General features: G+C 37.1%; 24 protein-coding genes. 9 read left to right on the top strand and 15 right to left on the bottom strand.

Annotated elements, in window-relative coordinates:
* Nucleotides 1-37: 37 nt before the first annotated feature.
* The 7 genes from ACDX78_RS00905 to ACDX78_RS00875 form a co-directional block, all read right to left on the bottom strand.
* The gene (locus tag ACDX78_RS00905; protein WP_486024558.1) at nucleotides 38-895 is read right to left on the bottom strand and encodes a DUF421 domain-containing protein; all 858 of its coding nucleotides are present in this window, start codon (nucleotides 893-895) and stop codon (nucleotides 38-40) included.
* A 25-nt stretch (nucleotides 896-920) separates the two neighbouring features.
* Nucleotides 921-1121: a DUF1657 domain-containing protein gene (locus ACDX78_RS00900; RefSeq protein WP_486024557.1), complete on the bottom strand. Its 201-nt coding sequence runs from the start codon at nucleotides 1119-1121 to the stop codon at nucleotides 921-923.
* 11 nt (nucleotides 1122-1132) lie between these two features.
* Nucleotides 1133-1483, bottom strand: a complete 351-nt coding sequence (gene spoVAE / locus ACDX78_RS00895; protein WP_486024555.1) for a stage V sporulation protein AE — start codon at nucleotides 1481-1483, stop codon at nucleotides 1133-1135.
* On the bottom strand, nucleotides 1480-2496 hold the full coding sequence (gene spoVAD, locus ACDX78_RS00890; RefSeq protein WP_486024553.1) for a stage V sporulation protein AD: 1017 nt from the start codon (nucleotides 2494-2496) through the stop codon (nucleotides 1480-1482). The genes spoVAE and spoVAD overlap by 4 nt, the downstream gene beginning before the upstream one ends.
* Entirely contained in the window at nucleotides 2497-2976 is a 480-nt protein-coding gene (gene spoVAC / locus ACDX78_RS00885) for a stage V sporulation protein AC (RefSeq protein ID WP_486024552.1), read from the bottom strand. It abuts the gene before it with no gap.
* 15 nt (nucleotides 2977-2991) lie between these two features.
* Nucleotides 2992-3462: a hypothetical protein gene (locus ACDX78_RS00880; protein ID WP_486024551.1), complete on the bottom strand. Its 471-nt coding sequence runs from the start codon at nucleotides 3460-3462 to the stop codon at nucleotides 2992-2994.
* Between the two features lie 160 nt (nucleotides 3463-3622).
* On the bottom strand, nucleotides 3623-3829 hold the full coding sequence (locus ACDX78_RS00875) for a DUF1657 domain-containing protein (protein ID WP_486024549.1): 207 nt from the start codon (nucleotides 3827-3829) through the stop codon (nucleotides 3623-3625).
* Nucleotides 3830-4007: 178 nt separating this feature from the next.
* Here ACDX78_RS00875 and ACDX78_RS00870 point away from each other — a divergent pair, with 178 nt between their 5' ends.
* Nucleotides 4008-4454: a hypothetical protein gene (locus tag ACDX78_RS00870; RefSeq protein ID WP_486024548.1), complete on the top strand. Its 447-nt coding sequence runs from the start codon at nucleotides 4008-4010 to the stop codon at nucleotides 4452-4454.
* A 191-nt stretch (nucleotides 4455-4645) separates the two neighbouring features.
* Here ACDX78_RS00870 and ACDX78_RS00865 read toward each other — a convergent pair whose 3' ends face one another.
* Together ACDX78_RS00865 and ACDX78_RS00860 are read right to left on the bottom strand one after the other, a co-directional pair.
* Nucleotides 4646-5389 (bottom strand): hypothetical protein, encoded by a 744-nt coding sequence (locus ACDX78_RS00865; protein WP_486024547.1) that lies wholly within the window; start codon nucleotides 5387-5389, stop codon nucleotides 4646-4648.
* Nucleotides 5390-6118: 729 nt separating this feature from the next.
* A complete protein-coding gene (locus ACDX78_RS00860) occupies nucleotides 6119-6439 on the bottom strand; it encodes a hypothetical protein (RefSeq protein ID WP_486024546.1) in 321 nt (106 codons plus the stop codon).
* A 135-nt stretch (nucleotides 6440-6574) separates the two neighbouring features.
* Here ACDX78_RS00860 and ACDX78_RS00855 point away from each other — a divergent pair, with 135 nt between their 5' ends.
* From ACDX78_RS00855 to ACDX78_RS00835, 5 genes are all read left to right on the top strand, one after another.
* Nucleotides 6575-7906, top strand: a complete 1332-nt coding sequence (locus ACDX78_RS00855; RefSeq protein WP_486024544.1) for a molybdopterin molybdotransferase MoeA — start codon at nucleotides 6575-6577, stop codon at nucleotides 7904-7906.
* Nucleotides 7907-7910: 4 nt separating this feature from the next.
* Entirely contained in the window at nucleotides 7911-8933 is a 1023-nt protein-coding gene (moaA, locus tag ACDX78_RS00850; protein WP_486024543.1) for a GTP 3',8-cyclase MoaA, read from the top strand.
* Between the two features lie 231 nt (nucleotides 8934-9164).
* Nucleotides 9165-9581 carry a YwpF family protein gene (locus tag ACDX78_RS00845; protein WP_486024541.1) on the top strand — a complete coding sequence of 139 codons (417 nt, stop codon included), beginning with the start codon at nucleotides 9165-9167 and terminating at the stop codon, nucleotides 9579-9581.
* A gap of 142 nt (nucleotides 9582-9723) precedes the next feature.
* Nucleotides 9724-9906 (top strand): hypothetical protein, encoded by a 183-nt coding sequence (locus ACDX78_RS00840; protein ID WP_486024540.1) that lies wholly within the window; start codon nucleotides 9724-9726, stop codon nucleotides 9904-9906.
* A gap of 51 nt (nucleotides 9907-9957) precedes the next feature.
* Entirely contained in the window at nucleotides 9958-10272 is a 315-nt protein-coding gene (locus ACDX78_RS00835; RefSeq protein ID WP_486024867.1) for an EAL domain-containing protein, read from the top strand.
* Between the two features lie 29 nt (nucleotides 10273-10301).
* On the opposite strand, the gene ACDX78_RS00830 is transcribed toward ACDX78_RS00835, so the two are convergent.
* From ACDX78_RS00830 to lepB, 4 genes are all read right to left on the bottom strand, one after another.
* Nucleotides 10302-10436 carry a YjcZ family sporulation protein gene (locus ACDX78_RS00830; protein WP_486024866.1) on the bottom strand — a complete coding sequence of 45 codons (135 nt, stop codon included), beginning with the start codon at nucleotides 10434-10436 and terminating at the stop codon, nucleotides 10302-10304.
* Nucleotides 10437-10545: 109 nt separating this feature from the next.
* Entirely contained in the window at nucleotides 10546-11679 is a 1134-nt protein-coding gene (locus ACDX78_RS00825) for a S1C family serine protease (RefSeq protein WP_486024538.1), read from the bottom strand.
* A 24-nt stretch (nucleotides 11680-11703) separates the two neighbouring features.
* Entirely contained in the window at nucleotides 11704-12864 is a 1161-nt protein-coding gene (locus tag ACDX78_RS00820; RefSeq protein ID WP_486024536.1) for an outer membrane protein assembly factor BamD, read from the bottom strand.
* 342 nt (nucleotides 12865-13206) lie between these two features.
* Entirely contained in the window at nucleotides 13207-13737 is a 531-nt protein-coding gene (lepB, locus tag ACDX78_RS00815; protein ID WP_486024534.1) for a signal peptidase I, read from the bottom strand.
* Nucleotides 13738-14021: 284 nt separating this feature from the next.
* On the opposite strand from lepB, the gene ACDX78_RS00810 reads away from it, so the two are divergent.
* The gene (locus ACDX78_RS00810) at nucleotides 14022-14195 is read left to right on the top strand and encodes a Spo0E family sporulation regulatory protein-aspartic acid phosphatase (RefSeq protein WP_486024533.1); all 174 of its coding nucleotides are present in this window, start codon (nucleotides 14022-14024) and stop codon (nucleotides 14193-14195) included.
* Nucleotides 14196-14635: 440 nt separating this feature from the next.
* Nucleotides 14636-14776 (top strand): FbpB family small basic protein, encoded by a 141-nt coding sequence (locus ACDX78_RS00805; RefSeq protein WP_486024531.1) that lies wholly within the window; start codon nucleotides 14636-14638, stop codon nucleotides 14774-14776.
* A 381-nt stretch (nucleotides 14777-15157) separates the two neighbouring features.
* Here the strand turns inward: ACDX78_RS00805 and ACDX78_RS00800 are convergent, their stop codons facing one another.
* Nucleotides 15158-15430 (bottom strand): hemerythrin domain-containing protein, encoded by a 273-nt coding sequence (locus tag ACDX78_RS00800; RefSeq protein ID WP_486024530.1) that lies wholly within the window; start codon nucleotides 15428-15430, stop codon nucleotides 15158-15160.
* 71 nt (nucleotides 15431-15501) lie between these two features.
* The gene (locus ACDX78_RS00795; protein WP_486024528.1) at nucleotides 15502-16404 is read right to left on the bottom strand and encodes a DMT family transporter; all 903 of its coding nucleotides are present in this window, start codon (nucleotides 16402-16404) and stop codon (nucleotides 15502-15504) included.
* A 293-nt stretch (nucleotides 16405-16697) separates the two neighbouring features.
* Here ACDX78_RS00795 and ACDX78_RS00790 point away from each other — a divergent pair, with 293 nt between their 5' ends.
* Complete coding sequence (locus tag ACDX78_RS00790; RefSeq protein WP_486024527.1) at nucleotides 16698-17039, top strand: hypothetical protein; 342 nt, start codon at nucleotides 16698-16700, stop codon at nucleotides 17037-17039.
* The last annotated feature ends 52 nt before the right edge of the window (nucleotides 17040-17091 follow it).

Below are 17091 nucleotides of genomic sequence, written 5' to 3'. Positions count from 1 at the left end.
AAACTGCTCTTTACATTAAATAATGTAAGGAGCAGTATTATTTTAAATAAGGACGAATCAGGTCTATCGCATGCTGCAATTTTCTGCTGTTTCTCTCATAAAGTTCTTTTGATTCTATATTATCTGTGGCTAACGCAAAGAGCTCCAGATCTGCTTGACATTTATTCATGGTAGCCAAAAGGAGCGGTTTTTCCGTTGGAGCGGGTACGACGAGTTTATCGTCATATAGGTCAATCGTGAGTTGTCCATTATTATCCGCCTGTCCTAAAAAAACATTTTCAATGCTTACGTTCATTTTATCCAATTCTGTTTCAAGCCAGTTTGTACTTAGGTTTAGGTTTGCTAAAGGTTCAAGCAATACTTTCCCATCCATAATTACCGTTTGCGGTTCTTTGTCCGGTGCCAGCTTTAAGCCAAGGTCTTTTGCGGTCAATGGGCGGTTTTCCCTTTTTGGCAATACACTTAATTTCCCTGTTGGTTCCAAAATGGCAAATTCCACATCACTTGCCAGAAATATATTATTGTCACGAAGTTTTTCCAGAAGATCATCGCTGGAATAGCCTTCTTTTTTTAAGTTATCTTCCATAATTTTGCCGTCCTGAATAAATACGGTACTCTTTCCCTGAGAAAAATTACGAAAACGTTTGCTTTTGAGTGAAAAGAATTCGACTCCAAAGGGAATAATGAACCAAATGAACATGGCAATCAAGCCGTAAAAGATATTTGAGTCAGGCGTGACAGTATGAATAGCAACAATTCCACCAAGTACAATCCCAGCAATATATTCAAACACATTCATTTGACCCATTTGCTTTTTTCCGAGCCATTTTGTGAGGGAAAATAATACAATTAACAAAACGAGTGATTTTATAATCACGAAAATCCATTCGGGCATTTTGTTCCATTGCCTCCTTTTCAACTTACTTATATTGCGGTTCTTCTTTTGTCAGCTGTATTACTTGCTGCTGCAGGTCCTCTTTTATACTTGTCATTATTTTTTCTGCTTCTTTAAATTTTTCATGTGATTCATACTCCTGTGTTTTACTTGCCAGTGATTGAATGGTTGCTTCTGCACTCTTAATGGATGAAAAACAACTTTTTACCTGCGCACCTACTGTCATTCAAAATCCTCCTAGCCTTTTGGTTTAAATAAAATGGCCCCGATAACTCCAAAAATGATCGCTGCTGATATACCTGCACTTGTTACTTCAAACATTCCCGTTACAACACCGATTAATCCGTGTTTTTCCGCTTCTTGCATGGCCCCGTGTACTAGTTGGTTGCCGAAGCTGGTAATTGGAACAGTAACACCGGCCCCTGCAAAGTCAATTAATGGTTCATACAATCCCAAGCCATCCAGTATAGCACCTGAAACAACCAGAATGGTCAATGTTTGCCCCGGATTTAACTTAAAAACATCAAACATTATTTGTCCTATGACACAAATTAATCCGCCGATGACGAAAGCCCAAAAAAAGATCATGATACATCACTTCCTGACTCTATCGATACTGCATGTGCAATACAAGGAATCGGATCACTCTGCTGAATGCTTAACGGAGAATGAAGAGAACCTGTTGCAACCACGAGAATCCGTTTTAGTTCTCCTCTTTTCATCCGGTTTAAAAAATGGCCAAATGTAACGATTGCGGAGCAGGCCGGGCCACTTGCTCCCGCCAATACAGGCTGGCTTTCCCTGTATATGGTCAACCCGCAATCAACATACTTTTCCTCCGGGATGACGAGTCCTCTTTTATTTAAAAGATCAAGGGAAGCTTCCCTGCCTATATGACCTAAATCCCCTGTTATAATCAAATCATAATAAGAAGGATCGACATTTGTTTCCTTAAAATGTGTTTCAATAGTATCTACTGCTGCCGGTGCCATGGCACCACCCATATTGAAAGGATCGGTAAGCCCCATGTCTACAATTTTTCCGATGGTAGCCGAAGTAATAACAGGACCGTTTCCTTCTTTTGCCACAAGTGCACAACCTGCTCCAGTAACGGTCCATTGGGCAGTGGGTGGTTTTTGTCCGCCATATTCAGTCGGGTATCTGAACTGCTTTTCCGCAGCTGCATTATGGCTGGAAGTTCCGCTTAAAATATAGTCTGCACCATTGGCATTGATTATGGTTGCGGCTAAGGCAAGGCTTTCCGTCGATGTGGCACATGCACTAAACAATCCGAAATAAGGGATTCCAAGTGTTTTAGCTGCAAAACTGGATGGGGTGATTTGATTTATTAAATCACCGCTAATAAAAAATTGGACATCTTCTTTTTCGATTGAAGTTTTTTTAATTGCAATTTGACAAGCTTCTTCCATGAATGTTTGCTGGGATTTTTCAAATGAACCCTGTTCCAGCCACATATCTTCATGTAAAAGATCAAAATCATTGGCAATGTTACCTTTTGCTTCAAACGGGCCGCCTACAGTACCTGTTGAGATAATGACCGGTTTATTTGAATATATCCATGTTTGATGACCTGTCAACATTTATAGTCCACCCCATTGAATGAGAATTGTTTTGATAAGTGCGATAACAAAGGCGCTAAAGACTCCATATACGATAACCGGTCCGGCTAACTTTAACATATTGCTCCCGACCCCGAGAATAAATCCTTCTGTGCGGTATTCAATCGCCGAGGAAATTACTGCATTCCCAAATCCGGTCACAGGGACAGCAGTTCCTGCACCGGCAAATTGTCCAAATCTGTCGTACACGCCAAACCCGGTAAAAAGCATAGTCATAAAAATAAGCGTGGCAACAGTGGGGCTTCCTGCAGTTTGTTCGGTGAAATTAAAGAAATAAATATAAAAAGTAGTAATAAGCTGACCGATAAAACAGATAAAACCGCCAACAAGAAAAGCTTTTATACAATTTTTAAAGATCGGACGTTTTACTTCTCTTTTATCCTGAAAAGCCTGGTATTCCTGTGCATCAGGAGGTAAGTTTTTTTTCTTTTCATCCGCCATTATGCTTTCATTCCTTTATGCTTGTTCTTTCGATAGGCTGATTAATTTATCCAGCTCTTTTTCGAGTTTTTTGGGGGAATAGGTATTGTCTTGTTGTATTTCTTTTTCCAGCTTATCTAGTTCTATAATTATTTTTTTATCTGTTGATAATTCCACGGAGATATGTGAGAATTGTTCTTCGACTTCTTTCTGAAGCTGCTCCTGTATTTTGGCGAGATTAAAACGTTCATTATGTTCTACTTCTATTGCCATAAGCATTTTTCTGTCTGTATTTACTGCTTTGGCTGTAGTGATCTCTGCATATTTTCGCATGCTGTCTTTTGCTTGATTGGAAATATGCTGATCCAGCTCATGATTTTTTGATATTTTCATTAAGTTGATATCCTGATTTGGTGTGCCTGCCGGTTCCAGAACCGATTCATTTGTATTACATCCAGCAATGACGGCAATGATACTCATGATGAATAACCATTTCATTACAGGCATAATTTCTCACTCATTTCTTTTTTTCATAAGTTTAAAGGAGGCAGGTTTCCCCGCCTCATTGTGTTTCAGTCTAGAGGCTCAAGAAAACACTGGGATCTTCTTCCTCAAGCATGATAAATGGTCGATTGTATGTGGGTGAAATTGAACTGGGTGGTAATGGTTAAAAGCCTTTATATTGCGGTTCCTGCTGCTCTATTTGCTGAACTCTCGGTTCAACTTGTTGTAAAATAGCCATAGTTTGTTGTGCTGCATTTTCATATAATTGTTTTGCCTGTTTGTTTTCTGTCTGCAATGCAAATTGTTCAAAGCTTGCCTGTGCACTTTTAAGTCCTGCGATCGTTTGTTTCACTTGTGATCCAACAGTCATAACAGTATCCTCCTTTTATTTCAACTTCACTATTTATAATTTGATTTATAAACGCATTTATACTTTCTATTTTTTTCCTTATGGAAATAAAATACGGATAAAAGCTTCCTGAGAAGTGAAACAATTTCACCCTTTGTTTCGTTTAATAAGTAATAGAGCGTATAAAAGGGTGAGCTTATTGAAAAAGGTTATTGGGATTTTATTATTGTTAGCTATTATTGTTTCGGTTGGATATACGTATGGAGGATTTACAAAGTCATACGCTACTTTATCTGAAAATAAAACGATTGCCAAAGCATTGGATGACTTTATTTTGCATGTACGGGTAAATGATAATGAGGACGGGATCGAGGTAAAACACTCGATTCAATATACAGGGAAGGATAATGTGGAAATTAAGCACCAAACCCCGCTCATTTCTGTTTCCCTGCTTAATGATCAACATGATTTCACGGGCAGCTATGTTATAAAGTCAATGGAAGGAGGAGATATATATCATTCGCAAGAAGCAGATATTTTATCTCTCCCTTATGAGAATGAATCTGATCTATACATAAAAGCAAGGTTCTATGTGAATGACGAAATGAAGAGCATCGAACATGTAGAGGAGTTAAAGTTTGAATAATTACTTGTAGGCGGTAAAGTGAGAAGTGATTTTGATTTCCTTGTGATTGTTTTTTTGCCGCAAGGATCCATTATCAGCACTTAGTCTTGGTTGTAAACCAAATTGCCTCTCCGGTATGTGACTTAGCGATTTGTCTAAGAAAACATATCAGAGAAGCAATTTTCTCCACGTGCTTCTGCACAACATAATAGTTACTGAGCATTATCGGTCTCTTGCCCTTCCGGAAAAACACGTAATATAACATTGGTAACCGGTGTTTCCTCGATAGCTTTAGCAGAATCTTCCGGTTCAATTGAATCGGGTTTGTTAACAGAAATTGTATCGTCATCAACCCACTCCACTTCACTAAGGGGCCATTTGTAATCAAGAATGGGGTCAGCAGTTGTTTCATTAACTAATTGCAAGCGGCTCCAATCCCCGATGTCGATAACCACAATGTCTTTCAGCTCTTCGGAAGGACCTGAATCCCGTTCAAACAGAAATAGTAATTTTGACGCTTCAGGGGATATTCTTGTTTCCGATAATCTTGCTAAGTCTGCAATGAGGAAAGATGGATTATCCCTATTTTGATTCAAAATAATATAAGAACAGAAGCTGTCATAACAGGAAAACTTAAGCAGATAGATGCTTTCTTCATCTGAATAAATGCGAGTAAGTTCCATTTCTTCTATGGATTGTTCCCGGTTGGAGGCACCCTGTAAATAATTATTTAATATGGGCAAACCTCTCAAGTTTATGGTTACTTGTTCATCATCTAAAAAAAATTCAATATACTCTTCTACTTCATCATCTGTTTCTTCCTCCACAAGTTCGGGTTCAGTTTTATTATTTTCCGGATCGCTAATTACATTTTCAATATCGGATTCCACACTGCTGGTGCAGGAAACGATGAATAAGATCATTAATAACAAAGCAATGAATAGATATTTTTTCATTTTAAAGCACACCCCACACGCGTAATGTGAAGAAGTGTTTACCTCCTTTCATGCTCGTATGAAACAGCTTAAGAAAACCTCTCTAGAATACAGCACATATTATATTTTAATTATACAATAAATTTGCATTATAGCATAAAGAAATAAAAATGAGGACCATTTTTCAAGAACAAAAGCGCAAGCGCCCGTTTAGCGACGTACGGACTGCGCCTGGCCAAGCCAGGTGGATCGGCGTTGCCTCGCAAAGCGGCGGTTTTAGCTGATCATTCCTTCCGCAGGAGATAAAGGAAACACGGCGACGAAAGGAGCCGATGTTGACTTATCGCACGGAGGTGAAGGAAGTCCGGGACTGCGGTACAGTCGTTCCTCGTCCCACCGTAAAGACCCGCTATCGCTGGGCGCTGGAGTTAGACGTGGCTATTCTTATATAGAAGATTATCCACAGATCAAAAATTTTATATTTTCCTAAGCAACGAAAAAAGCATCGCTTTATAAAGCAATGCTTAAATGCTAAAAGTTATTTATCTTTCTTTCCATTATATAATTAAACCTTTCTAATGCCTGCTTAGTTAAAACATCGGAAAAACGTAACTTATTAAAAACCAAAGGATTCCAAAAAAGATTATCAAATAGGTTAAATACTTGATAAATGCTACTCCTACCTTACTTGAATCGGTTTTCTTTTCTTTACGCTCTATTTCTTTATGATCATCCATTATATTCACCTCGTTATATGGCAACAGAAATGTCGTTTTGAATTTTATGCGTGACTCTCCATTCGCCTTTGATTGTGTTTTTTAAAAGAGACTTTACTTTGTGATAGCCATTTTCCGCATACTGTCCGTCTATGATCATTACGAGAGATCGGTTTTTTGATGAAAATGAGAAAAACGATATAAGATTCGCCAGGTTTGTCGCATCTGCAATTGTGTCTTCACGGTATACATAAATTGTAAAATTGGATTTAAGGGCAAGCTCATGAATATTTATTATATCTGCTGTTTCCAATTTTTTGGTAAGTTTAATTTTGTAGGATGAAATCTCCTCCATGGTATTCACCTCAAGTTGTAAGTTTTTTTCTTTAATAATCCGTACCCCGTGCAGAGACATGTGAAACATTGCAAGGGAAAGAAATAATATCAATAGTCAGTAATTTTTGTTAAACTAAGGAAGTATAAGAAGATAATGAATGATTTATTCGAATATAATTTAATGAAGAAAAAAGGAGTGGGTGGGGTGGAAGTAGAAAGACGTAAACCGATCCCGGTGGAGGAAGCAATCGAAAACTTGATGAAGTACCGGATCACGGGCAGCAGTGAAACCATATCCATTCAATCATGTGATAATAGAAGGCTTGCCGAGCCGGTGATCGCCAAACACCCGGTGCCTTCTTTTGACAAATCGCCATATGATGGTTTTGCACTCTGTTCCAAAGATACAGCAGAAGCTTCAAGAAATAATCCAGTGGAATTTGAAGTTGTAGAGCATATTGGTGCAGGTCAGGTACCGCAAAGAGAGTTAAAGGCTGGGCAAGTAACAAGAATCATGACCGGCGCACAGATACCAAAAGGTGCAGATTGTGTAGCCATGTTTGAAGTCTGTAAATCCTATGAAAAAAATAATAAACCATATATGTCTATAAAACGGAAAATGCAAGCGGGCCAAAACATTATTCAGGAGGGGTCAGAGGTGACTAAAGGGGACCCCCTTGTTGAGAAAGGAACATTGATTAATCCGGGTGTAAAAGCACTGCTCGCAACGTTCGGATATGCTCAGGTACAAGTAGCAAAAAAACCTGTCATAGCAGTTATTGCTACTGGCACAGAGCTGTTAGAGGTAAATGAGTCGCTTCAGCCGGGAAAAATCCGTAATTCCAATGCCTATATGATTACATCTCAGATAGAACGCGCAGGAGGGGTTGCAAAATACATAGGAAAGCTGCCCGATGAACTGGATTCCAGCTTTGAAAAAATAAAACAAACATTGGAAGAAGTGGATATCTTAATTACTACCGGCGGTGTATCGGTTGGCGACTTTGATTTAATACCTGATATTTACGATAAACTGGGCGCAGAGGTTTTGTTTAATAAAGTTGCGATGCGGCCAGGAAGTGTGACAACCGTAGCGTTAAAGGGCTCAAAATTATTATACGGATTATCCGGCAACCCATCAGCATGCTATGTTGGATTTGAGCTTTTCGTACGGCCGGTAATCCAGCATGCTTTATATAATAATAATGTTTATTTAAAACGAATAAAAGCAATTTTAGCGGATGATTTTCCAAAGCCAAACCCATTTACAAGATTTGTGCGCAGCTATATCACTTATGATAAGACTGAGGTATATGTTCATTTATCCGGAATAGATAAATCAAATGTTGTATCTTCCCTAGCAAATGCTGCCAGTTTAATGGTGCTGCCGGGAGGAACAAGAGGATTTAAGCGTGATGATGTGGTGGATGTCTTATTGCTGAATGATACGGAAGGACAGCAGAATTTTAATGATTATAAGGAGTGATTACATGAAGGATGAAGTATCACCAATTAAGGATCATTTCGGCAGAACATTAAAGGATTTAAGAATTTCAGTCATAGATCAGTGCAATCTTCGCTGTACTTATTGCATGCCTAAGGAAATATTCGGGAAAGATTATCCCTTTTTGCCTGAAAGTGAATTATTAAGCTTTAATGAAATTGTTCGTATGGCAACATCAATTGCAAGTCTTGGGGTTGAAAAAATTCGCCTGACCGGCGGTGAACCGTTAATGAGAAAAAACTTGCACCTGCTAATCGCCAGGCTAACGGAAATCCCCGGAATTAAAGACATTGCGTTAACGACAAATGCTATACTGTTACCAAAACGTGCCCAAAAATTAAAAGATGCGGGACTGAAAAGAGTAAATATAAGTCTTGATGCCATAGAAGATGAAGCTTTTAAAAAAATTAACGGGAGAGGTGTCGTTACTCTTCCCGTATTAAAAGGAATAGAAGCGGCCAAGGAAGCCGGTTTGGAAATCAAAGTGAATATGGTTGTTAAGAAAGGCATGAATGAAAACCAGATCCTGCCAATGGCAAGGTATTTTAAAGGCAAAGATATAATTTTAAGATATATAGAATTTATGGACGTTGGAAATCACAATGGCTGGGACTTAAATCATGTCATATCCAAAAGAGATATTATCGAGATGATTCATGAAGAAATGCCCTTAGTGCCAGTTGAAGAAAATTATTATGGTGAAGTGGCCTCAAGATACCGATATAAAAGTGGGGGAGGGGAGATAGGTGTAATTTCCTCTGTAACAGATTCTTTTTGCGGTACATGTACACGAATTCGTTTATCTGCAGATGGAAAGCTCTATACTTGCTTGTTTGCTTCGAGTGGTTATGACGTAAAGGAAAAATTACGTGCGGGTCTGACTGATGTACAATTAAGTGAAAAACTTACAGGTCTATGGGGCAGACGAAAAGACCGGTATTCAGATGAACGGAATGGAGAAAACTATGTGAGAAAGAAGAAGGTTGAGATGTCCTATATAGGTGGATGATGGTCTGTAAAACCAATGATCAAAAGAATAGCATTAGATCTTTCGATGAAATGACTTCCACAGAGGTTATAGAAAAAAAGCCTTGTTTCACGATTAAAAATCTCAAATAGGGGTTCTAAAAGGATAACGCGTAGGATTTTTTGGTGAAAATGACTTCCCGACATGTTATAGAATCTGAGCTTAGTTGCTATGACAATGCCAAAAATTCAATAAACAATAAAGAGGCGGTTAATGATGAAAACATTTAAATTAAAATCCTTGGAAATCTTTGACCAGAAGGAAGAGGAAATAGTGCAGCATAATATACCGTTACTGGACGGTTTGATTATTAACAGGGAGGATGACCTGGATCAATGGACGATAGAAGCCTTTCTAGACAAATCAAATTTTCAATTCTTTGAAGAATTAAAGGAAGAAAATGATGAAATCATGATACAGGTGAAAATAACGAAAGAAAGCAATGAACCGGCTACTTTTATTACCTCTATCATGGGCATGAACGTTATTGGAGACAATATGAATATTTTATTGGTTGGCACTATTGTAGACAGGCGAATCAATAAAATTGAAGAAATGCTGACCTCCTTAATTGAAGAAGGGTATCAGGGAAATGATTTGCTTGAGAAATTTAAAGAATTAATTTCCTGAATAAAGTCTCCGTATGCGAGGCTTTTTTCTGAATTGTGCCTATCAGATCAGTTTCTTCCCTCATTTCCTTAAGTTTCTATTAGAGAAAACCGATATTACAAGCGAAGGGAAGACTTAAGGTTTAAATTAGGAGAGAAACGATATGTCAGAAGAGGTAACTAGTATACCAATACATCAAAACATTCTTAGAAGCATGAAAGAAGCCATCCTTTTTGTGAATAAAAGAGGCAGCATTGTTACAGGAAATGAGCATGCGTACTTATTGTTAAATCATGATCCCGATTTTAGTATCTCGATTGATATTACCTTGATTTTGCGTTCATAAAACCAGTAAATGATGCAAATCTTTTAATGGATTTCAAAATCTAGGTGAAATATTTCCATCGATGATTGTGGTACTGGTTATTCATCATTAAAATACTTGAGTTTATTTCCCATTACCAAATTGAAAATTGACAAAATATTTATGGATAACAGCCAGGAACAAAAAAAGGCAATTGTAAAATCAATTATAGATCTTTCCCATGCACTTAATATGAAAGTAATTGCAGAAAGGGTAGAAACGAAGGAGCAATTTACATTTTTGGAAGAAGAGAAATGCGATGAAGGATTCTATTTCAGTAAACCACTGTCGCCAAATGAGTTAAATCAATTTTTCAATTGGGCAGATAGAGAGAGCCATCGAGGCTGACCTGGGGATAGGGCAGCTTCTGTTCTTTCTTAACAATAAAAAGCTGCGCCTGCGATGATTAGTAAAATAAAAAGCACGACAATTAACGCAAAGTTTCTATTAAGTCCGTCGGCAACCGGGTAGCCATAACTACAGCCGCCGAACCCTCCATATCCGTAACCTATAAGTCAACACTAATACGTTATGATATAGATCATGGAATGTATGGATGGCTGCCCAGGGTTGTAAAACGGAAGAAGGCATGATGCAAGACGGCGGTTAGTTTATCATAACTTAATCCTCAATAATATTACTTCTTAAAATTTTAAGCTGATCGTTTTCATATCCAATGCTAAACTGAAAGGTAAAAGTGTTTTCCGCTGTATCCTCTTCATTTTGCAGGTTGCTCTCTATCGTCACATCTACTTCTGTTGTTACCCCGTTGTCTTCATCTGTTTCAATGGTATAGTCGGAGTAGTCCAATGAGATGGTATCGATGTAATTTTCCCTGAAGTCCGTATATGAGATGCTTGCTTGCATATTGCTTCCGAGTATAGTATAAGCACTTACATAATCTCTTACTTGAATACTGTCCAGGAAGTAACGAATTAGATAATCTGCATCTTCTGTCAGCTGTTCCATATCATTCGAAGGGATAATGTCGGATGTGCTCGGAAAATCCAATTGGTCATTAGGTGTTTCATTTGACCATTGTTCCAGTTGTTCGTATACATCATGGATGGGGATGCTAAACCCAATTAAACCATCTTCTGTGCCGGCGGAATTAATCCCTATTACTTTTCCTGTTTTTCTGTCTATTAAAGGGCCGCCGCTGTTTCCTTGTGTAATTTGGGCGGATATTTGATATACATTGGAATAATCATACCCATCAATGGTAAATTGTCTTTCCATCCCGGAAATGATTCCTAACGTAACTGTATTTTGAAATCCATGTGGACTCCCTAAAGCAATCACCTCATCTCCAATTTCGGTAAAAGCTTCATCTGAAATATTTAAACGTTGATTCGCGAGCTGCGGTACTCTCAGGAGCGCTATATCCACATCTTCGCTAATGCCAACGACAGCAGCAGGGTAAATCTGTGCATCTGCTGTCCGTACATATATCGCATCCGTCCTATTTATCACATGGGCATTCGTAATTATATCGCCTTTATTGTTAAATAGAAAACCGGATCCTGTAATGGTACTATTTTCTGTTTGCCCTTCAATTTGGATAACATTTTTTTCTGCTTCATGAATAATTGTTTTTAAATCCGGTTCTTCTGTTACTATCACTTTTGATATAGAAGGATTCCTTACTGATAATTCCGCTGATTGCCAGTTGTTATACATCCAGCCAATGGTGACGATTCCAGCTATCACGATGAGCACGGATAATATAATTGGAGGATATTTTTTGTTGCGCAAAGGTACTCACCCAACTCTCTCACGTTAATCTGTATACCATGTAATTTTATTTATTTCAATTTGCAGGTTTTGTCTATTTTCATCTATATCAAAATGGGTAAATTCAAAATTTCCCTTCTCATCCGGATATAACCTGTCTGGATAAACGAATACTTCATTTGATACGAACTCCGTCTCGTCTTTATTCAATAAAGAGTAATCAACAATAATAGAGTTAATAGGTACGGTTGCAACGCTTTTTACTTCTCCTTTAACAATGATATTGTCCTGCTCATCATTTTCTAAAGTCATTTCCAATAGTTCAACTGCATCTAATTCATTCATTTCCCGCTCCTCAAGTGCTGTATTCATCGCCTGCTCCAGCCGTTCTTCCTGGGCAGACTCAAAAGAAGCCTGTTCATTATTAATGGTTGTTTCCAGACTTTGGAGCTTTTCCGAATCTGGTGCATATTTCAAACCGTCTTCCACAAGGAGAAGTGCATCATTGAAATGTTTTTCATTAAGCTGTTCACTCGCCCGGGAAAATGTATAGTCTATTATTTGGCTGCGGATGGAATGAGCTATATCTTCAGCATGTTCCTCATCAATGGCATCAGCTTCCCATAATAAAATCTTTAAATCATCAATGGATGGATCATTATGCAGTACTTCTTCCAATTGATCTATTTTAACATCATTTCTTTGACTGATTATTTTTGATATCATATCACTTACAGCAAGGCCATAAAAATTCTGTATATTATTTTCAGCGTCATTGATGATAGACAATGCCTCTTCATAATTGTTATCCAGTCGATGATCTTCTGCTTCTGTTAAAGTTGACTGTACTCCCAATGCTCTTTTGGTGAACAGCAATGAAATGTCTCCCTGGGGAAAATTACTTTTAAGGTGCAATGCCTCTTCAAATAGTTGTTCGGCAGCAGTATATTCCCCGGATAATACTTTTTCCTCGGCCTCGTTATATAAATCAATCGCTTTGGTTGAACGATTTTCCAAATAAACATAGTATATGGCTGATGAAAGCAGAAATAATACCAAAACACTTATAGGAACAATCCAAAGCTTATTAAATTTCCTGTTCGGCAGGATTCGATGTGTAATATCTTCAGGAAGCTTCTTTCCACATGTTACACAGAAGCTTTCATTATCATTTACGGATGAACCGCAGTAAGGGCAATGCAACATGTAATACACCTGCTTTTTGAATTATTTATTACACTTTTATATTATCATATTTTTACTTTATTTAGGGAGAATAAATTGGTATGATATAGAAGAGAACGCTTAAAGAATTTGTTAACCCATCAATTCAACACATATGTACATAGAAATTGTTTAAGGAGGTGCATATACATGGAATGGGAATGGGCGCTGGGTCTCGCTTCTCTGGCAATTGTTGTATTAAATATAGGATATATGTTCTTTGATAGGGAAAAATAGAATAACAAAACTGACGTGAAAGAAACTCAGTGACGAAAATAAAAAAGGCTTGGCAGTAACTCCAAGCCTTATGTTATCTCTTAATACTTATTTGGTTCTTGTCCATCTATCGAAAGGGAATATGACGAATTCGGATCTGCCGATGATACTATCTTCTTCAATAAATCCAAGACCATTTCTGCTGTCTTTACTAATTGCGCGATTATCTCCCATGACAAAATAACTGCCCTCAGGAATTTCGATTGGACCTAAACTGCCTGTATTTCTTTTCGTTTCATCCGTTATAAATGTCTGATCATATTTTTCGTTATTTATATATAAATTACCATCATTCACTTCAATTGTTTCACCAGGTAGGCCAATAATTCGTTTTACGTAGTTTATCATAGGCCTTTCAATGATGACAATATCACCGCGTTCAGGTTCATCAATAATATAAACGATTTTATTAAAAATGACTCTTTCGCCGTCTTCCAGTGTTGGCTCCATGCTTACGCCTTCTACAATAGATGTTGCGAAAATAAAAGATCTTATAAAGAAAGCTATCAGCAATGCAATAATAATTGCTTTTGTCCATTCAAGCCATTCGTTTTTCTTTTTTTGAATCACCTGAGACATCCCTTCTCGTATATTTCATTCATAGAAATAATAGTTCATTTTGTTTATGTTCCTTCTTATTACTTAATAGTAGCATATAACGAGGATTTATTCGAGCATCGCTTATTCTGCTGCCGGAATTAACCTGGAATATAATGGCGAATGAGGATATTAAAAACAATAATATCATGTAAAAATGGTGGATTCGTCTAACATGTCATGTTAAAAGCGCATAAAAGTTTGTAGATTTTTGCAAAAATATGTTATGTTTAGTATATATTACTAAGGAGGTTAGAATAATCCTCATGTGTGCCATAGACCATATATTAAAACGTATTGAATTTTTGCGCAACAAAATGACTGCGGTTGCCTTGAAAAAAGGTTTAACAGATTATGAGTCGATAGCAATTAGCCAGGAGTTGGATCGCCTGCTTAATCTATATGAAGATATAAAGCAAAAAGATGAACAAAATGTATAATTTATTTAATTTCTTCTGCAAAAAAGCTTCCAACCGTTTTTTTCCTCAGAAGAGCATCAAACTTTTATGCATATGAAAGCCGCTTAAACCCTTCACCCAAGAGAGGAAGCTTCAGGCACAAAGCCGCTGTTCTTCGAATGGCCAATTCTATTCCTAATTGAAAAGAGTTTAATACAACCGAAGAAATGTTAGATTAGGCTTAACGCAGCCAATTCCACACAGGCCAACCATTTATAAATACTTTATTCGAAAAATTTGTGAATCAGGAAATTTCAACGTCAGCTTGTTTATTATTCAGTAAATTCTCTGAAATATGACCTTCAATTAATATATGTATGTTAAAAATGTTGTAAAATGTTATAAATTGTTCAAATAATTTAGATTCAAAACATGTGAAATAGGGTATAATAATAATTGAGAAATAAAAAGGAGTGTTTCGAATGAGACCTAAAACATTAAATTTTGAGCAGCTTGTTCAGCAAAATAAACAAGAGTTATTGGAAGATGAAAAAAGTATTTCAAAAATAGAGATGCGTTTGGAGAAAAAGCAGGAAGAAGAAGCAGCAAAAAAAACATCATAGAGAAATGAGCATATAAAGGACTAAAAAAGGTTTGACTTCCCAAGTGAAAGCAGTGTAATGCTTTTCATTGGAGGGTCAGACCTTTCTTCGTAAAAAACCAGGTTCATCGAAGTTCAACTTTCATTTTTACGAAACTAAATTCGCTTCAACAGGGCATTATTCTCCTAATGATATGCTGGAAGGTATTTGATTGCAATTCATCCAGTCTTGCAGGTAACTTTATACGAATTGCATGCTCCGAGTGGAGGGGTAGAATCATTTGTGATTTCTCTTATTTCCTTCAGGAAATCCCCGGACGCCTGATGATCACATCCAGCCCGCCATTTGCTTTTATAATCCGCTGTTTTAGCTCTTCACTTGAGTTTTTCTCATATATCTTGATTAAAGGGAATACTTATTTTCTTCGTTCACGAGATGTTCTTCCATATCGACTTTAAAATTGTTATAGAGACGATGTAACTCTTTAAGATGTAGATTGTCTGCTCCATGTCTTCGGTATACCTTTGTAACAAATTGTCCCAACGGTGCAAGCTCTTCATGCAGGTGGGTCTCCACGATATGATCAACCAATTGGGATAAAGGTACATTATCCCAATCAACTGTCTTATGATCTTCCTTGCTCCATGATTCATATGTACTATTTATATTAGTCATAATAACTGTTTCACTTAGATTTTATTTCCGTAAACACTTCATGAAGTGGGAGGTTTCCCCCACAGCATAAATCAATTTTCTGGTGATTTCATGTGTCCAGCAGATTTTCTTTTATATTGTATTAAAATCACTGCACCGAGAATACAGGCCATCCCGAGCATTTGGATGAAAGTGAAGACTTCCTGAAAAATAAATACACCGACAAGGGTTGCAACCACAGGTTCAATCGTTGACAGAATGGAGGCTTTAGAAGCTTCTGTCTGATTTAGACCATATGTATAAATAATGTAGGCAAATGCAGTCGGAAGAAATCCTAAGCCAAAAGCATACAGCAGGATTTGTGGATCGAGTAATAAATGTGCTTTTTCACTATATGGAAAAAAAGGAATTAAAGCAATGGCTGCTACTACAAAGGTATATGTTGTAATAATTAGACTGGTATATTTTTTCAAAGCAAACTTACTGAAAATACTATAAAGCGCATATCCAATGCCAGAGCCTATCCCAAACAGAATACTGCTGACTTGAATTGCCTGCAGGTTTAAAGGAATCAGTCCAACAACTAATGCCGTGCCAAACAATGTTAATATTAACGAAATGATTTTTGCTCTAGTGAGCGGTTCTTTAAAAAGAAAAAAGGAAATAATAATGACAAATGCCGGAGCTGTATATAATAATGCAGTTGCAACCGGGATGGTCGATAATTCTATAGCTGTGAATAAACAATAATTAAAAAATATAATGCTAAAAATTCCTGTTCCGATGAAATATCTGATATCTTTATAGGATTTTAGCTTCATTTTCTTCGGTGCTGTCACAAGCATGAAAATAAGCAGCAAAATAGCTGTCGTCCATGCCCGTAATGTAACAACCTCCATCGGAGTAAATCCATAATCATATAAATGATTTACGTACCATCCTATTGTCCCCCAGAGAGCTGCGCCGGTAATTATGTATAAATATGCTTTTTTCAATTAATCCCAACCTTTCCTGTCCGAAAATAAGAGAGACGATGAAATAATTTTGAATGTCTGAGAAATTATAAATCTAACTTACATGAATTAGTGAAATAAGTGGCACTAAACCGATTTTGCTGCAAATACACCTCCATTTTCTGACCGGGGATGTGGAAAGTCAAGCCTTATGTTTTCTTTTGAAACATACTCAAGGGCCTATAAATGCATTGGTCAGTTAAAATTATGTATATACTTTTCTCCGGATGTAGAGACTGGTTATTATTATTATGCAGGCAAGGAGAGGATTTATTTTGTTTGCCGGAACATGGTTGAATTTGACACAGCTGTCCATTTTGGGTGTGAAAGAACATCATATTTATTTTATTGTTTTATTGTTATTGATGGGGATATTTTATTTCATGATTACCCCGGTTATTAAATGGATTATTTCCCTGCAGTTCTCAAAGCTGTTAAGTTACATGATGAGCAGTTTACTTTTGCTGATCCTGCTTTTTACACTGGCAATGAATATCGACGGTTTGGAACATTCATTGCAAAGCTTATTGAAAATATCATTGCAGGGTCTTAGTGTATTTGGCGTTTTTTTGCTTATTCAATCCATTCTAGGGCGTTTTATAAAAAAACAATCATAAATAGGGGGAGGTAATTATAAGAGGATGAAAAAGAGGCTGGGACAGAACCATT

The organism is Virgibacillus oceani (assembly GCF_041521345.1).
In the GTDB taxonomy this organism is placed as follows: domain Bacteria; phylum Bacillota; class Bacilli; order Bacillales; family Amphibacillaceae; genus Virgibacillus_N; species Virgibacillus_N oceani_A.
This window is presented reverse-complemented; position numbering and strand designations above follow the sequence as displayed.